Source organism: Halogranum rubrum, assembly GCF_900114455.1.
Classification (GTDB): domain Archaea; phylum Halobacteriota; class Halobacteria; order Halobacteriales; family Haloferacaceae; genus Halogranum; species Halogranum rubrum.
On record NZ_FOTC01000005.1, the window covers coordinates 41,864 to 64,390 of the forward strand.

At 65.2% G+C, this 22,527-nt stretch carries 24 protein-coding genes; 7 read left to right on the forward strand and 17 right to left on the reverse strand.

What is annotated here, in order from left to right; all coding sequences use genetic code 11:
- Positions 1–4 precede the first annotated feature (4 nt).
- The 4 genes from BM083_RS17275 to BM083_RS17290 form a co-directional block, all read right to left on the reverse strand.
- Positions 5–640 (reverse strand): GNAT family N-acetyltransferase, encoded by a 636-nt coding sequence (locus BM083_RS17275; RefSeq protein WP_089871034.1) that lies wholly within the window; start codon positions 638–640, stop codon positions 5–7.
- A 60-nt stretch (positions 641–700) separates the two neighbouring features.
- A complete protein-coding gene (glmM, locus tag BM083_RS17280; protein WP_089871037.1) occupies positions 701–2,059 on the reverse strand; it encodes a phosphoglucosamine mutase in 1,359 nt (452 codons plus the stop codon).
- A 95-nt stretch (positions 2,060–2,154) separates the two neighbouring features.
- Positions 2,155–2,805 carry a phosphoserine phosphatase SerB gene (gene serB / locus BM083_RS17285; protein ID WP_089871040.1) on the reverse strand — a complete coding sequence of 217 codons (651 nt, stop codon included), beginning with the start codon at positions 2,803–2,805 and terminating at the stop codon, positions 2,155–2,157.
- A 65-nt stretch (positions 2,806–2,870) separates the two neighbouring features.
- A complete protein-coding gene (locus BM083_RS17290) occupies positions 2,871–3,524 on the reverse strand; it encodes a DUF7504 family protein (RefSeq protein WP_089871043.1) in 654 nt (217 codons plus the stop codon).
- Between the two features lie 230 nt (positions 3,525–3,754).
- On the opposite strand from BM083_RS17290, the gene serA reads away from it, so the two are divergent.
- Both serA and BM083_RS17300 read left to right on the forward strand, forming a co-directional pair.
- Positions 3,755–5,350, forward strand: coding sequence for a phosphoglycerate dehydrogenase (serA, locus tag BM083_RS17295; protein ID WP_009367265.1), 1,596 nt, complete (start codon positions 3,755–3,757; stop codon positions 5,348–5,350).
- A 256-nt stretch (positions 5,351–5,606) separates the two neighbouring features.
- Positions 5,607–6,272, forward strand: coding sequence for a midas domain-containing protein (locus BM083_RS17300; protein WP_143085761.1), 666 nt, complete (start codon positions 5,607–5,609; stop codon positions 6,270–6,272).
- Positions 6,273–6,487: 215 nt separating this feature from the next.
- Here the strand turns inward: BM083_RS17300 and BM083_RS17305 are convergent, their stop codons facing one another.
- The 8 genes from BM083_RS17305 to BM083_RS17340 all read right to left on the reverse strand — a co-directional run bounded on the left by BM083_RS17305 (position 6,488) and on the right by BM083_RS17340 (position 13,892).
- Positions 6,488–6,991 carry a hypothetical protein gene (locus BM083_RS17305; protein ID WP_089871048.1) on the reverse strand — a complete coding sequence of 168 codons (504 nt, stop codon included), beginning with the start codon at positions 6,989–6,991 and terminating at the stop codon, positions 6,488–6,490.
- 75 nt (positions 6,992–7,066) lie between these two features.
- Positions 7,067–8,371 (reverse strand): threonine synthase, encoded by a 1,305-nt coding sequence (gene thrC / locus BM083_RS17310; protein WP_089871050.1) that lies wholly within the window; start codon positions 8,369–8,371, stop codon positions 7,067–7,069.
- 82 nt (positions 8,372–8,453) lie between these two features.
- The gene (locus BM083_RS17315; RefSeq protein ID WP_009367260.1) at positions 8,454–8,828 is read right to left on the reverse strand and encodes a helix-turn-helix domain-containing protein; all 375 of its coding nucleotides are present in this window, start codon (positions 8,826–8,828) and stop codon (positions 8,454–8,456) included.
- A gap of 78 nt (positions 8,829–8,906) precedes the next feature.
- Positions 8,907–9,149: a DUF8001 family protein gene (locus BM083_RS17320; RefSeq protein WP_089871052.1), complete on the reverse strand. Its 243-nt coding sequence runs from the start codon at positions 9,147–9,149 to the stop codon at positions 8,907–8,909.
- A 27-nt stretch (positions 9,150–9,176) separates the two neighbouring features.
- Positions 9,177–10,691, reverse strand: coding sequence for a DUF7519 family protein (locus tag BM083_RS17325; RefSeq protein WP_143085762.1), 1,515 nt, complete (start codon positions 10,689–10,691; stop codon positions 9,177–9,179).
- Complete coding sequence (locus BM083_RS17330) at positions 10,688–12,178, reverse strand: DUF58 domain-containing protein (protein ID WP_089871056.1); 1,491 nt, start codon at positions 12,176–12,178, stop codon at positions 10,688–10,690. Before BM083_RS17330 ends, BM083_RS17325 begins: the two co-directional genes overlap by 4 nt.
- Positions 12,175–12,849 (reverse strand): DUF7269 family protein, encoded by a 675-nt coding sequence (locus tag BM083_RS17335; protein ID WP_089871059.1) that lies wholly within the window; start codon positions 12,847–12,849, stop codon positions 12,175–12,177. Before BM083_RS17335 ends, BM083_RS17330 begins: the two co-directional genes overlap by 4 nt.
- On the reverse strand, positions 12,846–13,892 hold the full coding sequence (locus BM083_RS17340; protein WP_177197685.1) for a DUF4129 domain-containing protein: 1,047 nt from the start codon (positions 13,890–13,892) through the stop codon (positions 12,846–12,848). Before BM083_RS17340 ends, BM083_RS17335 begins: the two co-directional genes overlap by 4 nt.
- 80 nt (positions 13,893–13,972) lie before the next feature.
- Between BM083_RS17340 and BM083_RS17345 the strand changes: the two genes are divergently transcribed.
- Positions 13,973–15,019 (forward strand): M48 family metalloprotease, encoded by a 1,047-nt coding sequence (locus tag BM083_RS17345; RefSeq protein ID WP_089871063.1) that lies wholly within the window; start codon positions 13,973–13,975, stop codon positions 15,017–15,019.
- The gene (locus BM083_RS17350) at positions 15,019–15,420 is read left to right on the forward strand and encodes a hypothetical protein (protein WP_245756929.1); all 402 of its coding nucleotides are present in this window, start codon (positions 15,019–15,021) and stop codon (positions 15,418–15,420) included. Before BM083_RS17345 ends, BM083_RS17350 begins: the two co-directional genes overlap by 1 nt.
- A gap of 90 nt (positions 15,421–15,510) precedes the next feature.
- Here BM083_RS17350 and BM083_RS17355 read toward each other — a convergent pair whose 3' ends face one another.
- The gene (locus BM083_RS17355; protein WP_089871064.1) at positions 15,511–16,197 is read right to left on the reverse strand and encodes a DUF5828 family protein; all 687 of its coding nucleotides are present in this window, start codon (positions 16,195–16,197) and stop codon (positions 15,511–15,513) included.
- 77 nt (positions 16,198–16,274) lie between these two features.
- A complete protein-coding gene (locus BM083_RS17360; RefSeq protein WP_089871065.1) occupies positions 16,275–16,520 on the reverse strand; it encodes a DUF8007 family protein in 246 nt (81 codons plus the stop codon).
- A gap of 165 nt (positions 16,521–16,685) precedes the next feature.
- Here BM083_RS17360 and BM083_RS17365 point away from each other — a divergent pair, with 165 nt between their 5' ends.
- A complete protein-coding gene (locus tag BM083_RS17365) occupies positions 16,686–17,063 on the forward strand; it encodes a cupin domain-containing protein (protein ID WP_089871066.1) in 378 nt (125 codons plus the stop codon).
- The gene (locus tag BM083_RS17370) at positions 17,060–17,701 is read left to right on the forward strand and encodes a DUF8052 family protein (protein ID WP_089871069.1); all 642 of its coding nucleotides are present in this window, start codon (positions 17,060–17,062) and stop codon (positions 17,699–17,701) included. The genes BM083_RS17365 and BM083_RS17370 overlap by 4 nt, the downstream gene beginning before the upstream one ends.
- 189 nt (positions 17,702–17,890) lie before the next feature.
- Here the strand turns inward: BM083_RS17370 and BM083_RS17375 are convergent, their stop codons facing one another.
- From BM083_RS17375 to BM083_RS17385, 3 genes are all read right to left on the reverse strand, one after another.
- Positions 17,891–19,717: a carbon starvation CstA family protein gene (locus BM083_RS17375; RefSeq protein ID WP_089871071.1), complete on the reverse strand. Its 1,827-nt coding sequence runs from the start codon at positions 19,715–19,717 to the stop codon at positions 17,891–17,893.
- Between the two features lie 172 nt (positions 19,718–19,889).
- Positions 19,890–20,852 (reverse strand): ArsA family ATPase, encoded by a 963-nt coding sequence (locus BM083_RS17380; RefSeq protein WP_089871073.1) that lies wholly within the window; start codon positions 20,850–20,852, stop codon positions 19,890–19,892.
- On the reverse strand, positions 20,852–21,148 hold the full coding sequence (locus BM083_RS17385) for a DUF7990 family protein (protein WP_089871075.1): 297 nt from the start codon (positions 21,146–21,148) through the stop codon (positions 20,852–20,854). The genes BM083_RS17380 and BM083_RS17385 overlap by 1 nt, the downstream gene beginning before the upstream one ends.
- Before the next feature lie 107 nt (positions 21,149–21,255).
- On the opposite strand from BM083_RS17385, the gene BM083_RS17390 reads away from it, so the two are divergent.
- On the forward strand, positions 21,256–22,527 hold the full coding sequence (locus BM083_RS17390; RefSeq protein WP_089871077.1) for a CobW family GTP-binding protein: 1,272 nt from the start codon (positions 21,256–21,258) through the stop codon (positions 22,525–22,527).

Genomic DNA, 22,527 nt, shown 5'->3' on the forward strand with positions numbered 1-22,527 from the left:
CTGATTAGCGAGACGACGACGACGAGAGCGACTTCCGGTAGACGACGGTCGGATGTGACTCGCCGTCGACGTCGAAGGCCCGTTCGTCGACGAGTTCGAACCCACGTGCCTCGTAGAAGCGCCTCCCAGTTTCGTTCTCGGAGAACGTCTCGACGGCGAGCGCCGTCGTCCCGTCCGGAAGCGCGTCGGCGACTGCGTCGAGGAGCGCCGTCCCGATGCCCTGTCGCCAGCGGTCCGGGTCGACGTAGAGCGCTCGCAGTTCGACGGCGTCCTCGGGGACGAACTCCGTTCTCTCCTCGCCCCACACGAACTCCGCGAAACCGTAGATGGTTGTGTCGGCGTCAGCGGAGTCAGCGTCGACAGCGGAGTCAGTGACAGTGGAGTCTCCACCGGTAGCCTCCGCGTCGACGACGTTCGGGTCACTCGTGCTATCGCCGTCACAGGCGACGAGGAACGCCGTCTCTCGTCGGTTCGTCACGTCGGCGAACCGTCCTTCGACCGACTCGGCCGACAGCGGTGCGTTCGGTTCGGGCAAGGTCGACTCCGGGAGGATGTCAGCGTAGGCGACACGCCACGCGGTACGGTTGACTTCGATGGCACCGCGAACGTCGGCGCGTGACTGCGCTGGGCGAACGTCCATGCGAGAGGGTTCACCGGTGGTGAGAAAAAAGAAACTGGCCGACGACGCCGGGTGACGTCGTTACGGACGAGCAGTTTCGAGTGCGTCGCGTGCCTCTTCGGCGAGTGTCTCGGCCCGGTCGGCGTCGCGTGCCTCGGCGTAGATTCGGACCTTCGGTTCGGTGCCGCTGGGGCGGACGAGCACCCACGCGTCGCCGTAGTCGAGGCGGTAGCCGTCTTTCGTGTTCGGTTCGGCATCGGCCTCGGCGGCGTAGGCCGCCGCGGCGTCGAGCATCGCGTCGAGTTCGGTCTCCGTCTCGTAGGTCAGGTTGACCCGGACGTTGTGGTAGTCGGTGTAGGGGGAGACCACCTCGCTCGCGGGACGCTCGGCGACGAGTTCGAGGAACTTCGCGCCGATGAAGCCGCCGTCGCGGACGAGTCGGTAGTTCGGGAAGAAGATTCCGCCGTTGCCCTCGCCCGCGATGGGGATGGTCGCACCGTCGGCCCACAGTTCGCGGATGCGGGTGATGATGTTCGTCGACCCGATGGGTGTGAGTTGGAGGTCCGCGCCGACGTCGTCGCAGACGTCGACGAGTCGCTGCGAGACGTTGACGGCGGCGACGGTGGTGTCACCGGCGTCCAACTGCGAAGCAGCGAGTGCGGCCAACGAGGTGTCGCCCTCGATGTACTGGCCGTGCTCGTCGAAGAAGATGGCCCGGTCGGCGTCGCCGTCGTGGGCGATGCCGACGTCGGCCTCGGAGACGCGGACGAGGCGGCCGAGGTCAGACAGATTCTTCTCGACCGGTTCGGGTTGTCGACCGGGAAAGTGGCCGTCGGGCTGAGCGTTGACGGTGATGACTTTGCACCCCAGTTCGCGGTAGAAGTCGGGGCTGGTGAGTACGCCCGCGCCGTGGCCGGGGTCGAGTGCGACCGTCAGATTCGCGTCGGCGATGGTGTCGCGGTCGACCGTCGCGAGCATCTCGTCGACGTAGTCGCGGTTCGCCGAGTCGACGCGGCGAGTCGTGCCGACGCTGTCCCATGCGGCGACGGCGAACTCCTCGGCGAGGATGTGTTCTTCTATCTTCTCGAGTCGGTGGACGGGGAGTTCGACGCCGTCGGCACCGACGAGTTTCACGCCGTTGTACTCCGGCGGGTTGTGCGAGGCGGTGATGAGGACGGCCGGGATACTCTCGGCGTCGCAGTACCGCACGACTGCTGGGGTAGGGGCGACACCGAGTCGGTCGACGTCGGTTCCGACACTGGCCAGTCCACTGGCGGCGGCGTTGGTGAACATCTCGCCCGTCGTCCGGGTGTCACGTGCCACCACTGCCCGATCGGTCTCCCACACCGTTCCGGCGGCCTTCGCGACGCGGAGAACGAACTCGGGGGTGAGTTGCTCACCCGCGACACCGCGCGTGCCGCTCGACCCGAATAGCTTCATTACGTTCTGTTCCTCGTTCCGGGGTGAAAGCCGTTCCGAAGGCGAGAACGTTCGCGGGAGCGTGACAGGGCCTCGTTCGAAGGCCAAAACGGGAACTACTCGTCGGCCGCTCGTAGTAGATTCCGCTCTTCGAAGACCCGTGCGAGGCGGTCCATGGAGGCGACGACGACGTCACAGGACGAGCGAACGGCGTCTTTGGGGACGAATCCGACCGCGAGACCGGCGACTTCGAGCATCGGGAGGTCGTTCGCGCCGTCGCCGACGGCGACGGTGTGGGCCATCTTCACGTCGAGTTCGTCGGCCAGACGCTCCAGTTCGCGGTCTTTGGTCCCCTCGATGAGCGGTCCGTCGACGTCGCCGGTCAGGCGACCACCCTTCACCGGGAGACGGTTGGAGACGATGTGGTCGACCTCCACGCCCTCGGCTTCGAGTGCACGTTCGACACCGCGGTCGAACCCACCGGTGAGGATGGCAGTGGCGTGGCCGTAGTCGTTCAGTCGCTGGATGAGTTCGGCCGCACCGGGGCGGAGTTCGACCTCGCCGTAGGCCTCCTCGGCCGACTCTTCTTCGAGCCCTTCCAACAGAGACGCACGCTTGCGGAGACTCTCCGCGTAGCTCATCTCGTCGTTCATCGCACGTTCGGTGATGTCGGCCATCTCGTCGGCGACGCCCATCCGCTCGCCGAGCAAGACGGTCATCTCCGAGTCCGAGAGCGTTCCGTCGAAGTCGAAGGCAACGAGTTTCACAGTTCACTCTCGTCGTCTGCCGGTTTCAAACCACCTGAAGGAGTCAGGAATTGGCCAGAAAAGACTCAATCGAGACCGGTCGGCGTCCACGTTCGCGGGCCGATGCTGGCACCGCGAGTGCGAAGTTCTTGTGTCCCCGCCGGCGTGTCACGGACTTCGACGACGGCGTCGAACGGTTGCATGAGCACGTCCACGCTGGCGTCGTCCACCATCGTATCGTCGAGTGCGAAGACACCGACGAACTCCGAGTTCCGGATGCGGCCAGTCATGACGTGGAGGAACTGGAAGATTCGACGCAGGTCCGAGTACATCAACATCGTCGACAACGAGTGAAGACCGAGACGAGCGGTGAGTCCCTCGTCGTAGTAGCGTCGCATGAACTTCGTGACACCGATTCCGATACCCGTGAGTTCGCCGGGCGTCGAAACGTACGACACGGTGGCCGAGTCGCGAGTGTCGCCGAACCCACGGACGGCACCGGTACAGTCGACGACGGAGAGGCGGTCGCCTGGAGACGACTGCGTTACGCGCTCGAAATCACGAACCGTCTGTGCCGCACTCTTGCGAGTGGTGACCGCGATAGTGCCGCGTTCGTGTGGCTTCCCCTGTGCGAGCAGGGCGTGCATGAGTCGTCGTTTGCCCGTCATCACTGGACCCGTGACGAGCACGTTCGACCCGGCACGCAACTCGTCGATGGGAAGTGACTCGGCTACCCCCACAGGTACCTCCGTCCCCGCATGATTCGCTCGTTTGCACTACCCCTATTTGAAACCCGAGAACACGGGACGCACACGGGTCGCTGGGAAGCCACACGACAGCGGCAGTTTCACCGGCAACAGAAGCAGAGAATATGCACGCATGTGTATAGAACCCATGTGACAACCCCAAGAACGCGGCATGTTCGGCACAGGAAGAAAGCATTAACCACCGGGCATGGCTCACACGACGTATGAAGGTACTCGTCACGGACCCCATCGCCGACGCCGGCCTCGACCGGTTGCGTGATGCGGGCTACGAGGTAGAGACCGCCTACGACGTCGAAGGCGACGCACTCTTGGACGCCGTCTCCGACGCGAACGCGCTCGTCGTCCGCTCCGGAACAGAAGTCACCGAGGAGCTGTTCGAGGCCGCACCGAATCTCGTCATGGTGGGCCGCGCCGGTATCGGTGTCGACAACATCGACATCGACGCCGCCACCGACTACGGTGTCATCGTCGCCAACGCCCCCGAAGGGAACGTCCGTGCCGCCGCCGAACACACCGTCGCGATGGCGTTCGCCGCCGCCCGCTCTATCCCGCAGGCACACGTTCGCCTCAAGAACGGCGAGTGGGCCAAATCCGACTACTTGGGGACCGAAGTCAACGGCAAGACCCTCGGCGTCGTCGGTCTCGGCCGCGTCGGCCAAGAGGTCGCCAAGAAACTCGGGAACCTGGGAATGGACCTCGTCGCGTTCGACCCCTACATCAGCGAGGAACGCGCCGACCAGTTGGGCGCCGAACTCGTCGACTTCGAGGCGTGTCTCGAACGCGCCGACTTCCTGACCGTCCACACGCCGCTGACGCCGGAGACGGAGGGGATGATTTCGCTCGACGAACTCGAACTGATGGGCGGCGGCTATCTCGTCAACTGCGCCCGCGGCGGCGTCGTCGACGAGGCGGCGCTCGCCGAAGCAGTCGACGCCGGCATCCTCGACGGGGCCGCAATCGACGTCTTCGCCGACGAACCGGTCACTGAAGACAACCCGCTTCTCGGTGTAGAAGACGTCGTCGTCACACCGCATCTCGGCGCATCGACCTCGGCAGCACAGGAGAACGTCGCGACGAGCATCGCCGACCAGATAATCGCCGCGCTCAACGACGAACCGGTGATGAACGCGCTGAACGCACCGTCTGTCGACGAGAGCGCCTTCCCCCGCATTCGTCCGTACATCGGTCTCGCCGAGACGGCCGGCAAAATCGCCGCCCAGGTGTTCGACGGCCGTATCTCGGAGGTCGAAGTCCGCTACGAGGGCGACATCGCCGCCGAGGGTATCGAACTCGTCACCGCCAGCGCGCTGAAGGGCGTCTTCGAACCGCTGGAGTGGCAGGTCAACGCGGTCAACGCACCGCGAATCGCCGAGGAGCGCGGTATCGAGGTCAGCGAGACGAAGACCCGACAGGCCGAGGACTTCCAGAGTCTCATCACCGTCCGCGTCGGCAACGACGAAGGGTCGCTCGGCGTCTGCGGGACGCTGTTCGCCGGCGACGACCCGCGTATCGTCCGCATCGACGGCTACCGCGTCGACGCCATCCCACACGGCCACATGCTCGTCGCCCGCAACTACGACAAACCGGGCGTCATCGGCCTCATCGGGACGGTCCTCGGCGACCACGGTGTCAACATCGCCGGGATGTTCAACGCTCGCCGCGCCGGCACGCAGAGTGGTGGCGAGGCGCTGACCGTCTACAACCTCGACGCGCCCGTCACCGACGAGGTGGTCGAGCAACTCCTCTCGGACGACCGCATCGCAGATGTGAAACGCATCACGTTGAACGGCGACGAGTAGCCGAACACCGTCCCAGTCCTATCGCATAAACCAGGTTTTAATCGCTGGACAGCGGTACGACGTGAAGTGAGACGAGTCAATTCTTGCGGCGCACTAACTATCGCGAGCGACACTCACAAGCTAGCGAAAGTCCGAGCGTACCCTAGGTTAAGCTGACGTAAAATGACGAGTAACTAATGTGACACCTGGCCATGGTCATCTCGTCAGGGCGACTTCAGTAGTCGATGCGAGAAGGGGCCCTGACGGATGATACACCATGTCAAGAAAATTCGGACGGCAAGTGCTAGTCGTGTTCGTAGTTGCTACAATCGCGCTCAGCGGGTTCGCCGGGATGGCGTCCGCGTGGAGTTGGGACGAGAAGAACGACGCGGACCAAGACCAGAAGAGCGAGCAGTCGAGTTGGGCGGACCAGTGGGGCTACGACAACGACGCTGACCAGGAGCAGAAGAACGACCAGCGCCAGGGCGTCAGCCAGGAGGGCGACCGTAACGACGCCGACCAAGAGCAGAAGAACGACCAAGACCAGTGGGCCGACCAATGGGGCGCACACAACGACGCTGACCAAGAGCAGAAGAACGACCAAGAGCAGGGTGCCGAGCAGAAGGGCTACAAGAACGACGCCGACCAAGAGCAGAAGAACGACCAGTACCAAGAGTCCGAGCAGAAGGGCTACGACAACGACGCTGAGCAAGAGCAGAAGAACGAGCAGGACCAGGACTCCTCGCAGAAGGGCGCATACAACGACGCTGACCAAGAACAGAAGAACGACCAGTACCAGCGCTCCGAGCAGAAGGGCGCACACAACGACGCCGACCAAGACCAGAAGAGCGAGCAGGACCAGGACTCGACGCAGAAGGGCTACAACAACGACGCCGACCAAGACCAGTCCAGCAGTCAGACCCAGGTCGTCTACCAGGGCTGAACGAGTTCCTACCGATTCACGATTGAACACCGACTCGACCGCTGACCGTGTGCCATCGTTTCGGTCGTCGAGTCAGGTACGAGGCCGAGTCGAGAAGTGATTCGACCTCGACTGCGTTCTTTTTTCCGTCACCTCGTCAGAGCCAGCAGCGCCGCTGGGAGCGGCATCGACCGACGAAAAGCGTGCGCGTCAGTGCCGACTCGCGGGTCGGCGAGTCACCGCCACGGCAACAGTTGAAGGAGACGCTCTCGAAGCGGGCGCGTATCGGCTTGTCTCTTCGCGTCTGTCGTCCGTGAGACGGAGACGGCACGTTCCGCACGGTCGAAGACGGCGGTGACGCGCGAACGGACGGGATGGACGTCCGTCTGCTGTTGTTTCGGTGTGACGTTCGTCTCGGCGAGGACGTGCTCGTACCGGTGGATGATCTCTTGGTGGTCGGCGTCGCGTCGCGCGAGTTCGCGTTCGAGGGCGGCGACTTCGGCCTCCAGTTCGGTGATTCGCTGGGCCGCCTCGTCGGCGTCGTCGGGCGAGTTTCGTGAGTCTCGTGCGTCTCGCGAGGGGTCAGGGCGAGACTGCGACCCGCCGTCGTGAACGGCGAGACGTTGGTCGCGCACCGTCGGCGGGTGAGGGGCGTCCACGTCGCTGTCGCTGTCGGTTGGTCGCGTCCGGTCGCCGCGAGCGTGACTCACGGTCCCGGTCGGCAGGCTACTCGAAGGCACACACGTGAATAAGTAACACACCGTGAAAAGCGTGCGTCAGACACCCGTCACGCGGGGGGAGACGAGGAGACGCGCTTACCGGCCGAGCAGTCGCTTCAGGATACCGCCACGACCCGACGACTGACCTTCGAGATGTGACAGTACCTCGTCGGTGTCGTTCGGGACCGGTTCGGGTTCGTTGCCGGCCTCGAACGCCGCATCGGGGTCTTTCAGCAGGTGGCCCGTCGTGAGACAGACGACGTCTTCGTCCTCGTCGACGACGCCACGGTTGGCGAGTTTCTGGAGGCCTGCTACGGAGGCCGCAGAGGCGGGTTCGACGCCGATGCCTTCCTTGGCGAGTGCGCGTTGCGCCGACGTGATGGCGTCGTCGGAGACGGCGACGGCCGTCCCGTTCGTCTCGCGGATACCGGGCAGTGCTTTCGGCGCGTTGACCGGGTTGCCGATGCGGATGGCCGTCGCCTTCGTCTCTACCTCCTCCCAGCGACGGACTTCGTCGGCGTCGTTCTCGATGGCCTCGACCATCGGCGCGGCCCCCTCGGCCTGGACGCCGGTGAGTTTCGGCACGTCACGGGGGTGGAGTGCGCCGGCCTGGACGAGTTCTCGGAACGCCTTGTACAGCGCAGCAGTGTTGCCCGCGTTGCCGACGGGCAGGACGATACGGTCCGGGTAGCGGCCGTGGTCCTGACGGAACTCTTCGAGAATCTCCAGGCCGATGGTCTTCTGGCCCTCCAGTCGGAAGGGGTTCAGCGAGTTGAGCAGGTAGGCCTCGCCGCGGGCGGCGAGTTCCTGGACGATGTCGAGACACTCGTCGAAGTTGCCGTCGACTTCGAGGATACGCGCGTCGTGGAGCGCCGCCTGCGCAATCTTTCCGGCGGCGACTTTGCCTTCGGGCAAGAGGACGAGCGTTTCGAGACCGGCACGCGACCCGTAGGCGGCGAGTGCGGCCGAGGTGTTCCCGGTCGACGCACACGCGAGTCGGTCGACACCGAGTTCTCGGGCGACGGTGACGCCGACGGTCATGCCTCGGTCTTTGAACGACCCCGTCGGGTTCATCCCCTCGTGTTTGATTCGGAGGCGGTTGACGCCGACGCCCTTCTCCAGTCGAGGGACGTAGTGCAGCGGCGTCGACCCCTCCGGGATGGAGACGGCATCGTCGAACGGGAGTGCCGCCGAGTAGCGCCAGACGCCGTCTCCGTCGAAGTCGTCCCACGTCGGGAGAGTCGAGTAACGGACTTCGAGCAGGCTGTCACAGTCGTCGCAGGTGTAGCGGACGGCTTCGAACGGGGCGAACGTCTCGCCGCACTCGATACACTCCAGCCACATCCCGTCGACGGCGTTCTCCGGTGCTTCCGGAGCCTCCGTCGAGAGTTCGAGACTCATTGGTTCGGTGGTCGTCGCGGTCCGTCAAAAGGAGGGCGGTTTGGGGAAATTTGGCGACGGGTGACGAGATGTAGCGGTAGGGTCAGGAGTCCTCGCCGAACCCGTCGATTGCCGCGTGGACCGTCTCGACCCACTCGTCGAGTGCCTCGTGGAGCATCTCCTTCGCTTCGTCGAGCGGCGTCGCAGTGTACTGATAGACGTAGCCGCCGGGGTCGAGCAGGCGTCGACGACGTTCGACCAGCCCTTTCTCCAGCAGGGTCGTGAGCGACCGGTTCACGTTGCTTCGGTCCCGGTCGAGTTTCTGGGCCAACTCGGCGACGGTGCTTCCGGGGTTGTCGCGGAGGACGAGATACGTTCGGCTCTCGTGGTCCTGAATCCCGAAAACACACGCGAGTACGTGCTGGAAGCTGGGGTCCTCGGTCTGCAGGAGGTCCTCCATATCCGACCGGTCTGTCATGGCACACCATTTGCGACGACCGGAATTAAAACTCTGCGTTGGCGAGGTGCGTGCAGTCTGGGTGAGAGGTTCGGGGAGCTACTCGTCGCGCCGGCCGTATCCCATCCTGTCGATACACGTACGCATCCCCTCTTCGTCGGGATGTCTGTGGAGCGTCGTCGGCGTGTCACAGTAGTAGACGTCGCCGTCGATGCGGAGCGTCACCTTGTGGACGCCGCCGAGCATCTCCGTTTCGATGACGACACGCCGTCCCTCACGAAGTGCGTCCAGAATCTCGTCGGCGGACAGTTCACCCGCTTTCGCGTGCAACGGTTCCGGCATCGACTCGAAGCTAGTGAGCCGTCGTTATCACTCTTGACGTTCGTGACCCTCCGTTCGGTCGATAGCAGCGACGAACGCCAGCAGCGCGACGAGTGCCAACACGAGTGCGAGGAGTGCGCGACCGCCGCTCGGCACCGACAGCGGGCCGAGTCCGTACATGGCGACGACGGCGACGACGATACCCACACCGACGGCGAGGGCGCTCCCCGTCGTGTGGACGACTTCGCCTCGCCGCGTCTCTGCGTCGACGCCGAGTTGTCGACCCAGACCGACCGCGTTCTCACCGAGGTCCCAGACGAGCAGCGCCGCGCCGACGGCGACGAACGTCACGAACGGCGGGACGCTGCTGACGGTTCCCACGAGAGCCGCGACGAACAGTAGACCGCTGCCGATGGCGAACCCACCCGCTTCGGGCGGGATGTACCGACTGTTCGTCACCGACAGCGCCGTTCCGACGACGGCGAGGACGGCGACGAGTGCGGCGACGAGACTACCGAGTAGCGTCGTCCCGAGTCCGAACACCTGCGTCAGCGCCGCTGCCGACGACTCGGGGTGGAACGGAGCGGTGACGAGCGTGGCGACCATCGGCACCGCAGTGAGTACACCGAGAGCGACGCCGACAGCGACACCCCCACTGGCGTGTGCGAGCGTCTCCGGCGGGTCGTCGCCCGCCCAGACGACGAGCACTCCACGGAGGTAGTCCGCGAGGACGATGCCACCGAGGACGGCGAGCACGACGGCGAGCGGGACGTGGACGACACCGGAGTGCAGGAGGAACCGGAACACGTCGCCGAACACGGCAGTCAGGTCGAGGAGCGTCGCGAACAGATGACCGCCACCGTCGCCGAGTGCGACGACGACTTGTACGCCGAGCAGTCCCAACACCCACCGCGGAACCTCCCACGGTTCGGTCGCGAGGTGGCCGAGCAGTTCGCGCTGCTCGGGAAGCCACGCGTCGGGCGTCCAGCGGTCGAGTCGCGGCAGCGCACGGGCGAGCAAGAGCGAGACGAGGAGGACACCGATTTGGACGGAGACGAACGCCGCGAAGTCGCTCGACCGGACGACCGTCTCACCAACCTCGGCCACCCACGCGACGAGCGCGGCGGGCAGACCGAGTGCGATGCTCGCCGTGACGACGGTGAGTATACCGACCGCGACACTGGAGTGGATGAGCGTTCGGAACAGGTTCTGTCCGGTGTCTTCGTCGAGACCGGTCGTCGCGTCGAGGGCGACGGCCATCACTGCGAACGCGGCGACGGCGACGAGTACCGAGGCGACGTCGGTGACGGCGACGGCCCCGACGAGGAGCGCCGAACCGACGACGACGCCGAGACTCCCGACCGCACGCTGTTCGTTCGACCGCGTGTCGAGCGTCTTCGCGCTTCGACCGACGAGCACCGCACCGCCGACGCCGACGAGGCCACGAAGGAGTTCACCGGTGCTGGCGACGAGGACGAACGCCGCGACGGCCGCGACGACGAGCGCCAGCGACGCGCCGAACCGACTGGCGGTCGTCTCGAACTCCCGTGAACCGCGGGTCACGGCGACCACCTTACGGCGGCCCGGTCGACGGCAGTGTAGAGCGGTTCGTCGGGCGACCACTCCACCACCCGAATCTCGCGGCGTCTGAGCTCTGAGAGCCGTCGTTTTCGGCCCATCCGGGAGACGGTTCCGCCGAGCGTGTCACCCGAGAGGTCAGGCGTGACGACGGTGACGGCGTGGCCGTGTGCCTGCAGTCGCCGGACGGCCGTCGTCGGGTCGTCGTCGACGAACGGCGAGAGGAACACCACCTGCGCGTCACTCGGGAGGCGTTTCAACAGCGCGTCGAAACCCCAGTCGGCCGTCCGAGAGCCGAAGAAGTCCGTCTCCTCGGCGGGCGATTCGATGGTCTCGAAGAACTGTCCGACGCGAAGCGCCTGGTCGCGGCCGGTTCCGGGCGTGAGATACGACTCCTCCGGCCCGTAGAGGGCGGCCCCGACGCGGTTGCTGGCGTTCAACAGCGCCTCGGTGAGACGCTCGCCAGCGTAAGCCGAGAGCCACACGGCGTCGGGTTCGCCTTCCTCGCGCACGACGTGTGCGTCGGGTCGGGTGTCGACGACGACGACCACCGTGGCGGCGCGCTCCTGTCGGAAGAGCACCGTCGTCAACTCGCCCGTCCGGGCGAATCGCTTCCAGTCGACGCGACTCATCGGGTCCGAGGGTTGGTGTTTGCGGGTCGCGTAGAACTCCAACCCGTGACCACCGGAGTTCGTCGCGACACGGCCGCTGCTGGTGATTGTTTGACTCGTCAACGAGACGTGTTCGAGACCGGCCTCGCAGGTCAGCGTCGTCGGGACGGTCACCGTCGCACGGCGTTCGGCCGCGCCGCTGACGTTGCGGGCGGCGACGACGGTGTCGCCGAAGGCGTGACTGCCGCGGTAGGCGCGGACGGTGTAGACGACCACGTCGGACTCGCCGGGGCGGAGACTCGTACACACGCGCGGACTGCCGTCGACGACGGTGACCTTCTCCGGAACGCCGTCGACGACGCGGAGGTCGGCGACCGAGTTCTCGTCTTCGTTCGTCACCGTGAGCGTGACTTCGACTGTCGACCCCGGCGACGGCGAGGTGTCGCTCAGGGTTCGCTCGAACGTGAGGTCGAGCGTCGGCGGCCGAGTCGCGTAGCGATAGCCCGCGTAGGTCAGTCCGACCACGGCCGAGAGGAAGACGGCCGGGTTGCCGACGAGGACACCGGTCGCTCCCGCGAGCAGGCCGACCGTCAAGCCGACGTCCCAGCGAACGGGACTCGTCGCCGTCGACGACTCGGTCGTTACCCTCGCGCTGGTCGAATCCGGCCGACGGGGCGACCCGTCCGAACCGTCCGAACCGTCTGCAGACGAGGAGACGTCGGCTGGCGAGTCGGATGCTGGCTGCACGTCCGACTCGACTCCGTCAGACGCCGCCGGAGAGTCGTCGTCCGCATCCTGCGCTGTCTTCGGGACGTGCGTCGTCGGGTCGCGGGTCATCTGGCCGTAGTCCGTCCAACTCATCGGCGCTCACCGCCGTCGAGTGCGGCGATTTCGTCGACCGTCGCTTCGACGTGTCGCCGGTAGGAGTCACCGCTGGCCCAGTCGCGGATACGAACGCTGAGCGGCAGGTCCGCGGCGTCGGTGCCACCGAGGAAGCGCGCGGCACGCGGCGAGTCGGTCCACGTCCCCACCGCAATCGCGTCGCGGGCGACCTGCGGCGAACACCCCTCGCGTTCGGTGATGACCGCGACGGCGGCGTCGTGGAGTTGCGTCCGCGTATCGCGGCGGGAACGACCGGCCTTCCAGTCGGGGAGGTCCTCGTCGCTCGTCGCGAGGTCGATGGCCCCGCCGACCGTCCGACGCTCGTCGTAGTAGGCGAACTCCGGCGGGCGCGTCGGGAACTCGACCGGGTCGGCGTCGTCTTCGCCAGCAGAGCCACGGTACAGTGCCCAGACACCGAACCCACCGGCGACGGCACCCGCGAAGAGTACCGTCGACCGGTTGGCGACGAGCGTCCCGGCGGTCCACGTGACCGCCGCGGGAACGTACGCGGCCGGGAGAAGGGCGACGGCGACGGCGAGCAGGAACGACAGTGTGCCGACGGCGAGCAGCAGTTCGCGCGTCGAGACGAGACGCTCGGCACGGCCGACGAGGCGGCCGACCAACCGGCCAGCACTCCGAGTCACCTTCATCGGTCTTCACCTCTGTCGAGAATCGAGCGAAGCGCCGCCCGCGCAGACTGGACCCGGTCGGCCGTCGACGGCCGGTCACCGTATCGCGTCTCTTCGAACAGCGCGGTCAACCGCTGGACCGGCGTGGCCGGCAGTCCGGCGTCGATGGCGGCGCGAGCGTACTCGCCCGGTGTCGTACTGCGCCGGTCGCGAATCGGGACGAGTTCGACCATCGCCGTCCACGCCTCCTCGACGGAGCGCGGGAGGCGGGGGCCGTCGTCTTCGTCTCCGCCGACGGGCGGCGAGGCCACGGATGTAGCGTCGTCGGCGTCGTCGCTGGAGCGGCGGCGGAACGACCCGCCGGTCCGCGAGAGACCGTCGAAGACCGAGAACAGGCCGCCGAAAGCACGCGGAAGCGTGACGAACAGGCCGCCGAGACCGGCCGTCAGGAGGCGCGCGGAGTTCGCAACTGCGCTGGCCAGTCCGGAGGCGACGGTGCCGAGGCCGCTGCCGACCTGTGCGAGTGTGCTGCCGAGACTGTCGAGGAGTCCCGGTACCGACGCCGAGAGGCCGACGACGAACGTCATCGTCCGGCGCGGAATCGCGCCGACGATGGAGCGCAGACGCGATTGGAGTGCGGGAAGTTCGACACCGGCGATAGAGAGGTTGGTGTTACTGCCGAGCGGGACGAGGAGGAAGCCCGCGAAGCCGACGAGCACGACGAAACCGGCACCGACGATGGCGACGACGATGTCACCACCGCCTCCGCCGTCACCACCGTCACCGACCGACGTGGAGTTCGACTCGTCGGGCGTTTCGGTCTGTGTCGTCGGCGTCGCTGTCTGTGGTGCCGCCGTCGGGGTGTCGTCTGCACTGGACGGTCCGGAGTCGACCGCGTCGGGGTCGGTGATTCCCGGCGAGTCGAGCGAGCTATCGATTGGGCCGCCACTGCCGGTCCCGGTGGGGTACGCGCCGAACCCCGTCGCGGGAAACAGCGACGCGGCGAAGGCGACCACCAGGACACAGAGGAGGGCGAGGGCAGCGCGAGCGGGGTCGTATGCCACGATTTCCATCGGTCGTAATGCGTTAAAATCCTTGTCCCTGAGAAAACATTTATGCGAGCATGTCATCGTACCGACTAAGGATGTCCAAGGACACCGCCCTGACCCTCCGAATGCTGGGGACGCTCACACTCGTCCTCGGTGCGAACCTCCTCTGTGTCCTCGCGTTCGCGTTCCTCCTCCGACCGTGGGTGAGTCCCGTGACGACGGCACTCACCACGTCGCTTCCCGGCGCGCTCGCGATGCTCACAGAGTGGACACTGCTCGTCGTCCCGTTGCTCGTCGCGTTCCTCTGGTTACAGCTTCGCTACGCGCGAAGCGAACTCCTCGACGACGTCGACGCCCTCGACGTGACCCGCGAGACTCACCCCGAGTTCGTCACGCGACTGACTCGCTTGTCGTCGCAGATGGACGTCAGCCGACCGACGCCCGCCGTCGTCGACTCGTCGATTCCGAACAGTTTCACCGTCGGCAGTCCGCGACGGGCCACCGTCGTCGTCAGCACGGGGCTGCTCGATACGCTCGACGGCGACGAACTCGACGCCGTCCTCGCCCACGAACTCGCGCACGTCCAGAACCGCGACGCCGCCGTGATGACGCTCGCGTCGTTTCTCCCGACGCTCACGAACGGCGACTACGACGTGTTCGAGCGACTGGACGAACGGTTGGGCGGCGCGTCGATGCTCGCCTTCGGTGCCATCGCCGTCGTCGGCTACGTTCTCAGTCTCCCACACCTGCCCGGCACGCCGCTGAGCGTCACCTCACTCGTCTCGTTCGTGCTGATGCTCGCGCTGACGGTGCTGCTCGGTGGCGTCGCACTCGGTCTCTTGGCCTCGCCGGTGGTCTTTCTGAGTCGTCGTCTCTCGCGTCGCCGGGAACTCGTCGCCGACTACGCCGGTGCGCAGGCGACGGGCAACCCGACGGCGATGGTCAGCGCCCTCCAACGACTGGAAGATACCGAGTCGACGCCGACGAGCGACCTGCGAGCGACCGAGACGGTCCGCGGTCTCTGTTTCCTGCCACACGGGTTCGAGGCGGGTGGCGAGACGGAGTTCCGCGTCTCGGCGCGTTCGCATCCGTCGACGGCAGAGCGAATCGAGAACCTCCGCGAACTGACCGCGTCGGTGTGATGGCTGTGACGGTGTCGGACCACGCCCGTCAGCACCGCTACCGCGTGATTGCCGCCCTCGTCGTCGCTCTCGGGGTACTTGTCGCCGTGCTCCCGCTCGTTTCGCTCCCCGAATCCAGTGGACCGATGGCGTTCCTGATCAGTGCGGTGCAAGTCGTCGCAGGCGTCGTCGGAGCCGCCGTCGCCATCGCCGGCGTCTACTCATATCGGACGGGAAACCCGCAGGCCGCAGTCGCGGCCGGACTGATGATTGTCGGATTCGTCGCCGTCGGTGCAGTCGGTGGACTCGTCGAGACCAGTGGCGGCCCACTCGTTCCGATATGGGTGTGGATGGTGTCGATACTGGCTGTCGTCCTCGGGTCGCTCGCGGTGTCAGACCGGGTCAGAGACGGCGGAGAATAGTTCAGTGAATCTGTACCAGCGCCGGGAGCCCTCTCAGTTTCGAGTCGACTTCTTCGAAATCCACTCCAAAGTACGAGCGCCAAGAGCGCTTCAGTTTCGAGTGGATTTCGAGTCCAACTTCGACTCCGGTGGTTCGACCCCTTCGACGGCTTCCACCGTCGCCGTCTCCTTCTCGGTGTCGACGTGCCAGCGGTCGATTTCGTTCTCGTACTCGCCGAGGCGCTTGCTCACTTCGTCTTTCAGGTAGTCGTCGTTGACGTTCACCTCGAAGATGAACGTGTCTTCGCCCTCGCCGCGCGTCGTCTTCTGGATGTTGGCGCTGACGAGTTCGTTGTCGAAGTAGTAGGGCGCGAGTTGGGTCATCACCTTGCGGTAGACGGTTCCCTCGACGGCGCGAAGCGCCTTGCGCCCGGCGGAGTCGGCGGCGCGCGCGACGTGGTTGATTGAGTCCTGCCACGATTCGAGCGCACCTTCGTTGTCGCCCTCGCCGACCTTCTCGTACGACTCGGAAATCTTCTCACCCGCCGTCTGGAGGTCCTCGTCCGGTGCTTTGCCCGCTTTCTCACCTTCACCCTCACCGACGGCGGCCTGTTCGGCCGTCTTGTCGTTGACGTCCTCGTTCAGCCGTTCGTGCGCCTTGGGTCGCCACTCGTTCCAGTTGTCGAACGCGGCGCCATCTGCTCCCGCGTCGTGGAGCGCGCGAGTGATACGCTCGCCGTGCTCGACGATGTCGCCCCACGATCCGCGCTGTTTGAAGCCGGAGATGCTCTCTTCCATCCGTTGCACTGACTACGTGTTCGCGGCCTATAAAGCGTAACCGGCCGAGACTGTGGTATGCTAGCGTCTCTCTGCGTCTATCTGCCGTAGATGACCCGCGTCGCCACGTCGTCGAGGCGAGACGTGAGCCCCCCGAACCACGCCGCCGGTGACGTCGCTCGCAGTTCGTCGTCGTCGACTTCGATTCGGTCACCACCGAACGGGTTACGGTCGGCGCGGGCGGCGCGGGTGGAAGCCTCTTCGTCCTCGTCGCCGCCGTTCTCCGTGAAGTCGACGACGGAAGACATCGCACACCGGCCACACTGTTCGGTCTGTTTACCCATGGGTCGTTCTCACACAGTCGTTGGAGAACCACACTGGTAAGCGTTGTGACCGTGCAGCGCCGTCCGTTTGGCCGCTCGATACGCGACTGAGAGACGCAACCGGGAGACGACGCCGAGAGTCGAACCCCGACGGACTTTTGTGTGTTTACTGCTGTCTCACCACATATGGGATACCGAGTCGTCGACACAGACGCGGTCGAACCGGCACCCGACCGTCCGTGTGAACAACGTGCGCTGTCCGAGGAAGGCGGGTTGACACAGATGGCCGTCAACCGCTTCGTCGCCGAACCGGGCGAGCAGATTCCGCTGGCCTACCACTATCACGACGACCAAGAGGAGGCGTTCTACGTCCTCTCAGGAACGCTCCACGTCGAGACGCCAGACGAGACCTACGAAGTCGGCCCGAACCACCTGTTCACGGTCGAACCGGGCAGCCCACAGCGAGCGTTCAACCCCGAAGACGCCGACAGCGCCGTCGACGTCGTCGCCGTCGGCGCACCGCCAAGCGAGGGCGACGCCCACGCCTACGAACCCGAGCAATGAGCGCCGACGAGCGGCGTGAAGAGGGAGCGCCCGAACGGGAGAGCAACCGTGTCGACGTCGAACTCCCCGACGACGTCCCCGAGTGGGACGACGAGTACTTCGACCGGGTCGGTGCGAACCTCGCGTTCAACTACGACCTCGAACGGGACCGAACCGTCCGCGGCCGGACGTTCGAGATGTTCGGGACGATGCGCGTCGAGAGCGAGAAGCACTTCTTCCATCCGGCGTTGAACTACGCGAACCACACCTCCGAGGAGTATCTCTTCGCGCAGCGTCGCACCGCCGTGACCGTCGCCGACCTCGAAGCGCTCGTCGAATTCGCACACGAACTCACCGACCACCCGGAGTGGCTCGTCGCCGACGAAGAGCACTACGGCACGGACTTCACCTTCGTCCTCGTCGTGCCGTCGATTCCCGACGACGTCCGCGAGTTCGTCGACGGCTACAGTGACCGAAACCTCCTCAAGTACGGCTACTACGGACACTACGAGGTGAACCTCGCGGTGGTCGCACCCGACGACGAGACGGTGGTCGTAAGTGAGAACGCCGACGTCGTCCGCGCGTTCACGCTGTGGGGTGCGCCGTCGACCGACGAACGCGGTGGCTTTCTCTCTCGACTCTTCGGTCGACTCCGCTGAGACGACCACGAGTCGTCACGAGTCATCACGAGTTCTCCGAGTTCTCACGAGCTATCACGGGCTATCACTAGTCGCCTCAGTCTCACGAGTTCCACAGTCGACACTCGGAGACGAGTCGCCGTGAGATGTGCAGCGGACAGCCGCTAACGAGTGAAAAAACGACGAAAAGAGTCGGACGAAGAGCGACGGTCAGTCGTCTCTGGGCGACCCGCCGTCTGCGACGGTGGTTCCGCTACCACGACCGCGAGCACTACTGATGCTCTGATAGCCGATGACGACGAGCGCGAGCGCCAGTCCGATGAGCGTGAGTGCCAACACGATCTGGACGACAGCCGAGAGCTGTGCGAACAGGGTCGGTGCACCACCCCACTCGCCCTGGATGAACTTCACGTAGAGGTTGTCGTGGAACGCCAGCCAGCCGAGACCGAGGACGGTGATGAAGACCATCAGCGCCATCGGCACACCGGTGCTGATGAGCTGTTTGCTCTCGTCCCAGTTGGCGAGCCACACCGTCGCGGTGAGCAGTGCAAGGGCCGCCAGCAGCTGGTTCGCACCGCCGAACAGTTGCCAGAGCGTCAGCCACGACCCGCTGGTGATGAGGATGTACGCCGGAATCCCCTGAACCGCGGCGTTGCTGTAGCGGTTCGTCGCCGCCTTCTGTATCGACGTCTCGGGCGTGCCGACGATCTCCTCCATCATGTAACGACCGAGACGGACGGCCGTGTCAGTCGACGTGAGCAGGAAACTCACGAGCACGAGCGCCATGAACGGGCCGCCGAAGGTCGTCGGGATACCGAAACTCGTCAGGATGATACCGCCACCCTGTGCGAACGTCGGGAGCGCGAGGCCGATACCGCCGCCCACGTCGGGCGAGACGATGGCGACCGTCGAGAGCGCGACGATAGCCAAGAGCCCCTCGCCGAGCATACCCCCGTAGCCGATGACTCGGGCGTCGGACTCCTTGTTGAGCTGTTTCGACGTCGTCCCCGAGGAGACGAGCGAGTGGAACCCGCTGATGGTCCCGCAGGCGATGGTGATGAACAAGAGCGGGAACAGCGGCGCGCCGGAGCGGCCGATGAACCCGTAGAACGGTTCGAGGTTGGTCACGAGCGGTTGGCTCGACGTCCCGAGAACGGTGCCGACGATGATGGCGAGTAGCGCGCCACCGACACCGGTGTACAGCAGGAACGACGAGAGGTAGTCACGCGGTTGCAAGAGCACCCACACCGGGAGGGCGCTCGCGAGCGCCCCGTAGAGGATGATGATTGGCACCCACGCGGCGGTGTTGGCTCCGAGCGACGCCGCACCGGGGAGCCACGACCCACTCATACCCTCCAACAGCACGAACGTCTCGGCAGGTGCGCGCGCCGCCGGTTCGAACAGTGCGAGCGGGTACAGAATCCCGAGGTAGACGCCGACGAACATCGCGACGACGAACGCCACGGTACCGGGGATGAAGGGGAGATTCAGTTGGTAGAGATACCCGCCGAACAGGACGGCGAGGCCGATGTAGATGAGGCTGGCCGTCGCGGCCTCCGGGTACGCGTTGAACACGATGGCCACGACGAGCGCGAACACGGCGACGACGAGGACGATGGTGAGAAAGGCGAACCACAAGAGCATGTTCTTGCCTCGCTCGCCGACGTACTGGCCGATGATGTAGCCGATGGACTTCCCCTCGTGTCGGAGACTCGCCGACAGCGAGACGAAGTCGTGGGTCGCGCCCAGAAGTGGGTTACCGATGGCAATCCACAGGAGTGCGGGAAGCCATCCCCACACGACGCCGGCCGTAATCGGGCCGACGATGGGTGCGCCGCCCGCGATACTCGAATAGTGATGCCCCAAGAGCACCGGTTTCTTCGCCGGAACGTACTCCTGTCCGTCTTCGTACTTGTGCGCCGGTGTCGTGTTTGCATCGTCGAGTTCGACGAACTGCGCCAGGTACCGGGAGTAGCCGAAATACCCCAGGCTGAACAGTACGAGTACCGCCGCCACCAGCCAGATGATCTGGACCATGTTACGTTACCACATCGTGCATGTGTGTATACCACATATAAACATTAGCTTCCAGCGCCGTGTGTCTACAAGGGACAGACGTGGTCTTCTACACGATTTCGAGAGATACCCTCGACTCGGGAGCAAAGATGTATGCAATATCGATTAATATTTACCCTCGATATAGTCATCTCTATGATTCTGGTTCGACGTCGACGTCTATCTCTGCGGCAACCGTCGTCAGCAGGTCCCCTTTGACTTCGGCGACGCGAAGCCCGATTTCGGCGACGACCGGAACGTCGAACGTGTCGTGCAGTTCTCGAAGGCGCTCGCGCTCGGTTGCGACGCGCTGGCGCAAGAACTGTGCGCCGATACCTTCCTCGTCCTCGCCCGGTTCGGGTGAGAGTTTGTTGACGACGAGTCCCTGCACGTCGAGGCCGTAGTCGTGCAACCTCTCGACGGCGCGGCGCGTCTCGCGGATAGAGAGTTCGTCGGGGTTGACGACGAGGAAGAACGCCGCCTCGTCTCGCAGCACCCGACCTGCGAACTCGAACTGCTCCTTTCGCGCCTCCAGTCGGGCGATGATGGGGTCGCCGTCCATCATCCGCCGTGGTTCGTTGTTGCCGATGGCGGCGCGCTCGAACAGTTTGACGCTCTGTTTCCGCTTCATCAGGAGGCGTTCTATCCAGCCTTCGAGGAACTCCGGAAGCGAGAGGAGTCGAAGCGTCCCGCCCGTCGGCGACGTGTCGAAGACGACGCGGTCGTACTCGTCGCTCTCTCGCATCACCTCGATGAAGCGGTCGAACAGCGCCGACTCGTACGCACCGGGCGTCTGGTGGGCCATCTCTATCTGTCTGTCTATCTCGTTGACCATCCCGGCGCTCACCTGGTCGCCGAGTGCGCGCTTGGTCTCCATCAGGTGACGCTCCACCTCGTCGTCGGGGTCTATCTCCATCGCGTCGAGACCCCCGACGCCGTCGACGGGTTGGGGCGTGTCGCTGAACTGCTGGTCGAACACGTCGGAGGTGCTGTGGGCCGGGTCGGTGGAGACGACGAGCGTGTCGAGGCCGGCGTTCGCGCACTTGAGCGCGTAGGCGCTGGAGACGGTGGTCTTGCCGACGCCACCTTTCCCGCCGAAGAAGACGAACTTACGCATCAGAAGTGGTACTGCTGCCCTTTGCGTTCGAGGACCGACCCGCGGTCCCACATCCGCCGCTCCCACGCTTCGAACTCGTCTTCGAGGTAGGGCAGGAGTTCGGCGGTGTAGTACGAGACGGGACTCGGGATGCCGAAGGCGTCGGGGAAACACGCGAGCATAAACGTGTCCTCGATGTCCTCGGCCTCCTTCTCTATCTTCTCGTAGGCCGGATGGGAGATGAGGCCGTGATAGAGGCCACGGAGCCACTCGTCAAGGAGTCGGCGGAACTCCTCGATGCGGTCTGCGGGTGTCATGTGGTGACAACCTCCCCGTCTCGCGGGCAAAAGGGTGTCGGGAATCGGTCAGCGGTTGGCGTACACGACCGGCGAGATTTATTAGCACACCTCGACGAACACGGGGTATGGCTCGTGACGCGATTCCGGTGACGATTCTGAGCGGGAGTCTCGGCGCAGGCAAGACGACGCTGCTCAACCACCTCCTGCACACCGCCGACCGGGACATCGCCGTCCTCGTCAACGACATGGGCGAGGTCAACATCGACGCCGCCCTCGTGAGCGACAGTTCCGAACTCGACGTCGACGACGGCGTGACGGAGTTGTCGAACGGCTGTATCTGCTGTGAGCTACAGGACGACCTGAACACCGCCGTCGTCCGACTGGCGAGAGAGCGCGACTTCGACCACCTCGTCGTGGAGTCGTCGGGCATCAGCGAACCCGAACCCGTCGCTCGCCTCTTCACCACCGGGTCGCGGGCGGCGGCGCTGTACGAGGTGGATTCGCTCGTCACCGTCGTCGACGCTCGTCTCTTCTACGACACCTTCGGCGGCGATGAGCGGGTGGAGCGCCGCGGCACCGCGGACGACGACACTCGCCCGCTCTCGGACCTCTTGGTCGAACAGGTAGAGTTCTCGAACGTGGTTCTCCTGAACAAGCGAGATCTGCTCTCCGAAGACGAACTCGACACCGTCGAGGAGTTGGTGCGAACGCTCCGACCCGACGCGGTGATACTCCGAAGCGAGTTCGGACAGGTAGCCGCAGGGGAGTTGCTCGGTCGTGGTCTCTACGACCCCGCGACTGCGGCGGACGCCGCCGGATGGAAGCAAGCACTGAACGAGGACGACGCAGACGAACGGGAGGATGCACACGGCGACGGCCACACACACGACGACCATAGCCACGGCGACAGCCACGATGGTCACGACCACACCGGTCACTCCCACCCTGACGAGATGTACGGCGTCACCTCGTTCGTCTACCGTCGCCGCCGACCGTTCCATCCACAGCGACTCGACGCGTTCCTCTCGTCACTTCCCGACTCGGTCGTCCGCTCGAAGGGGACCTGCTGGGTCGCCGGCAACGACCACCAGCAGGTGATGGGACAGGCCGGCCCCTCGGTTCGCGTCGAGGCGGGCGCACCGTGGGTCGCCAGCCTCCCCGAACTCGACCAGAAGCTCTACCGCTCGAACCGGAAGAATCTGGAGTGGGACGACGAGTGGGGCGACCGAAAGACGGAGTTGGTGTTCATCGGACAGCGGATGGACGAAGAGAGACTGGTCGCCGCACTCGACGACTGTCTGTTGACCGACGCCGAGATGGACGGCGAGTGGACGTTCGAGGACCCCTTCCCGCAGGAGCAAGGCGAGTCCGTCGTCGTCGCGGAACCGACCGTCTGA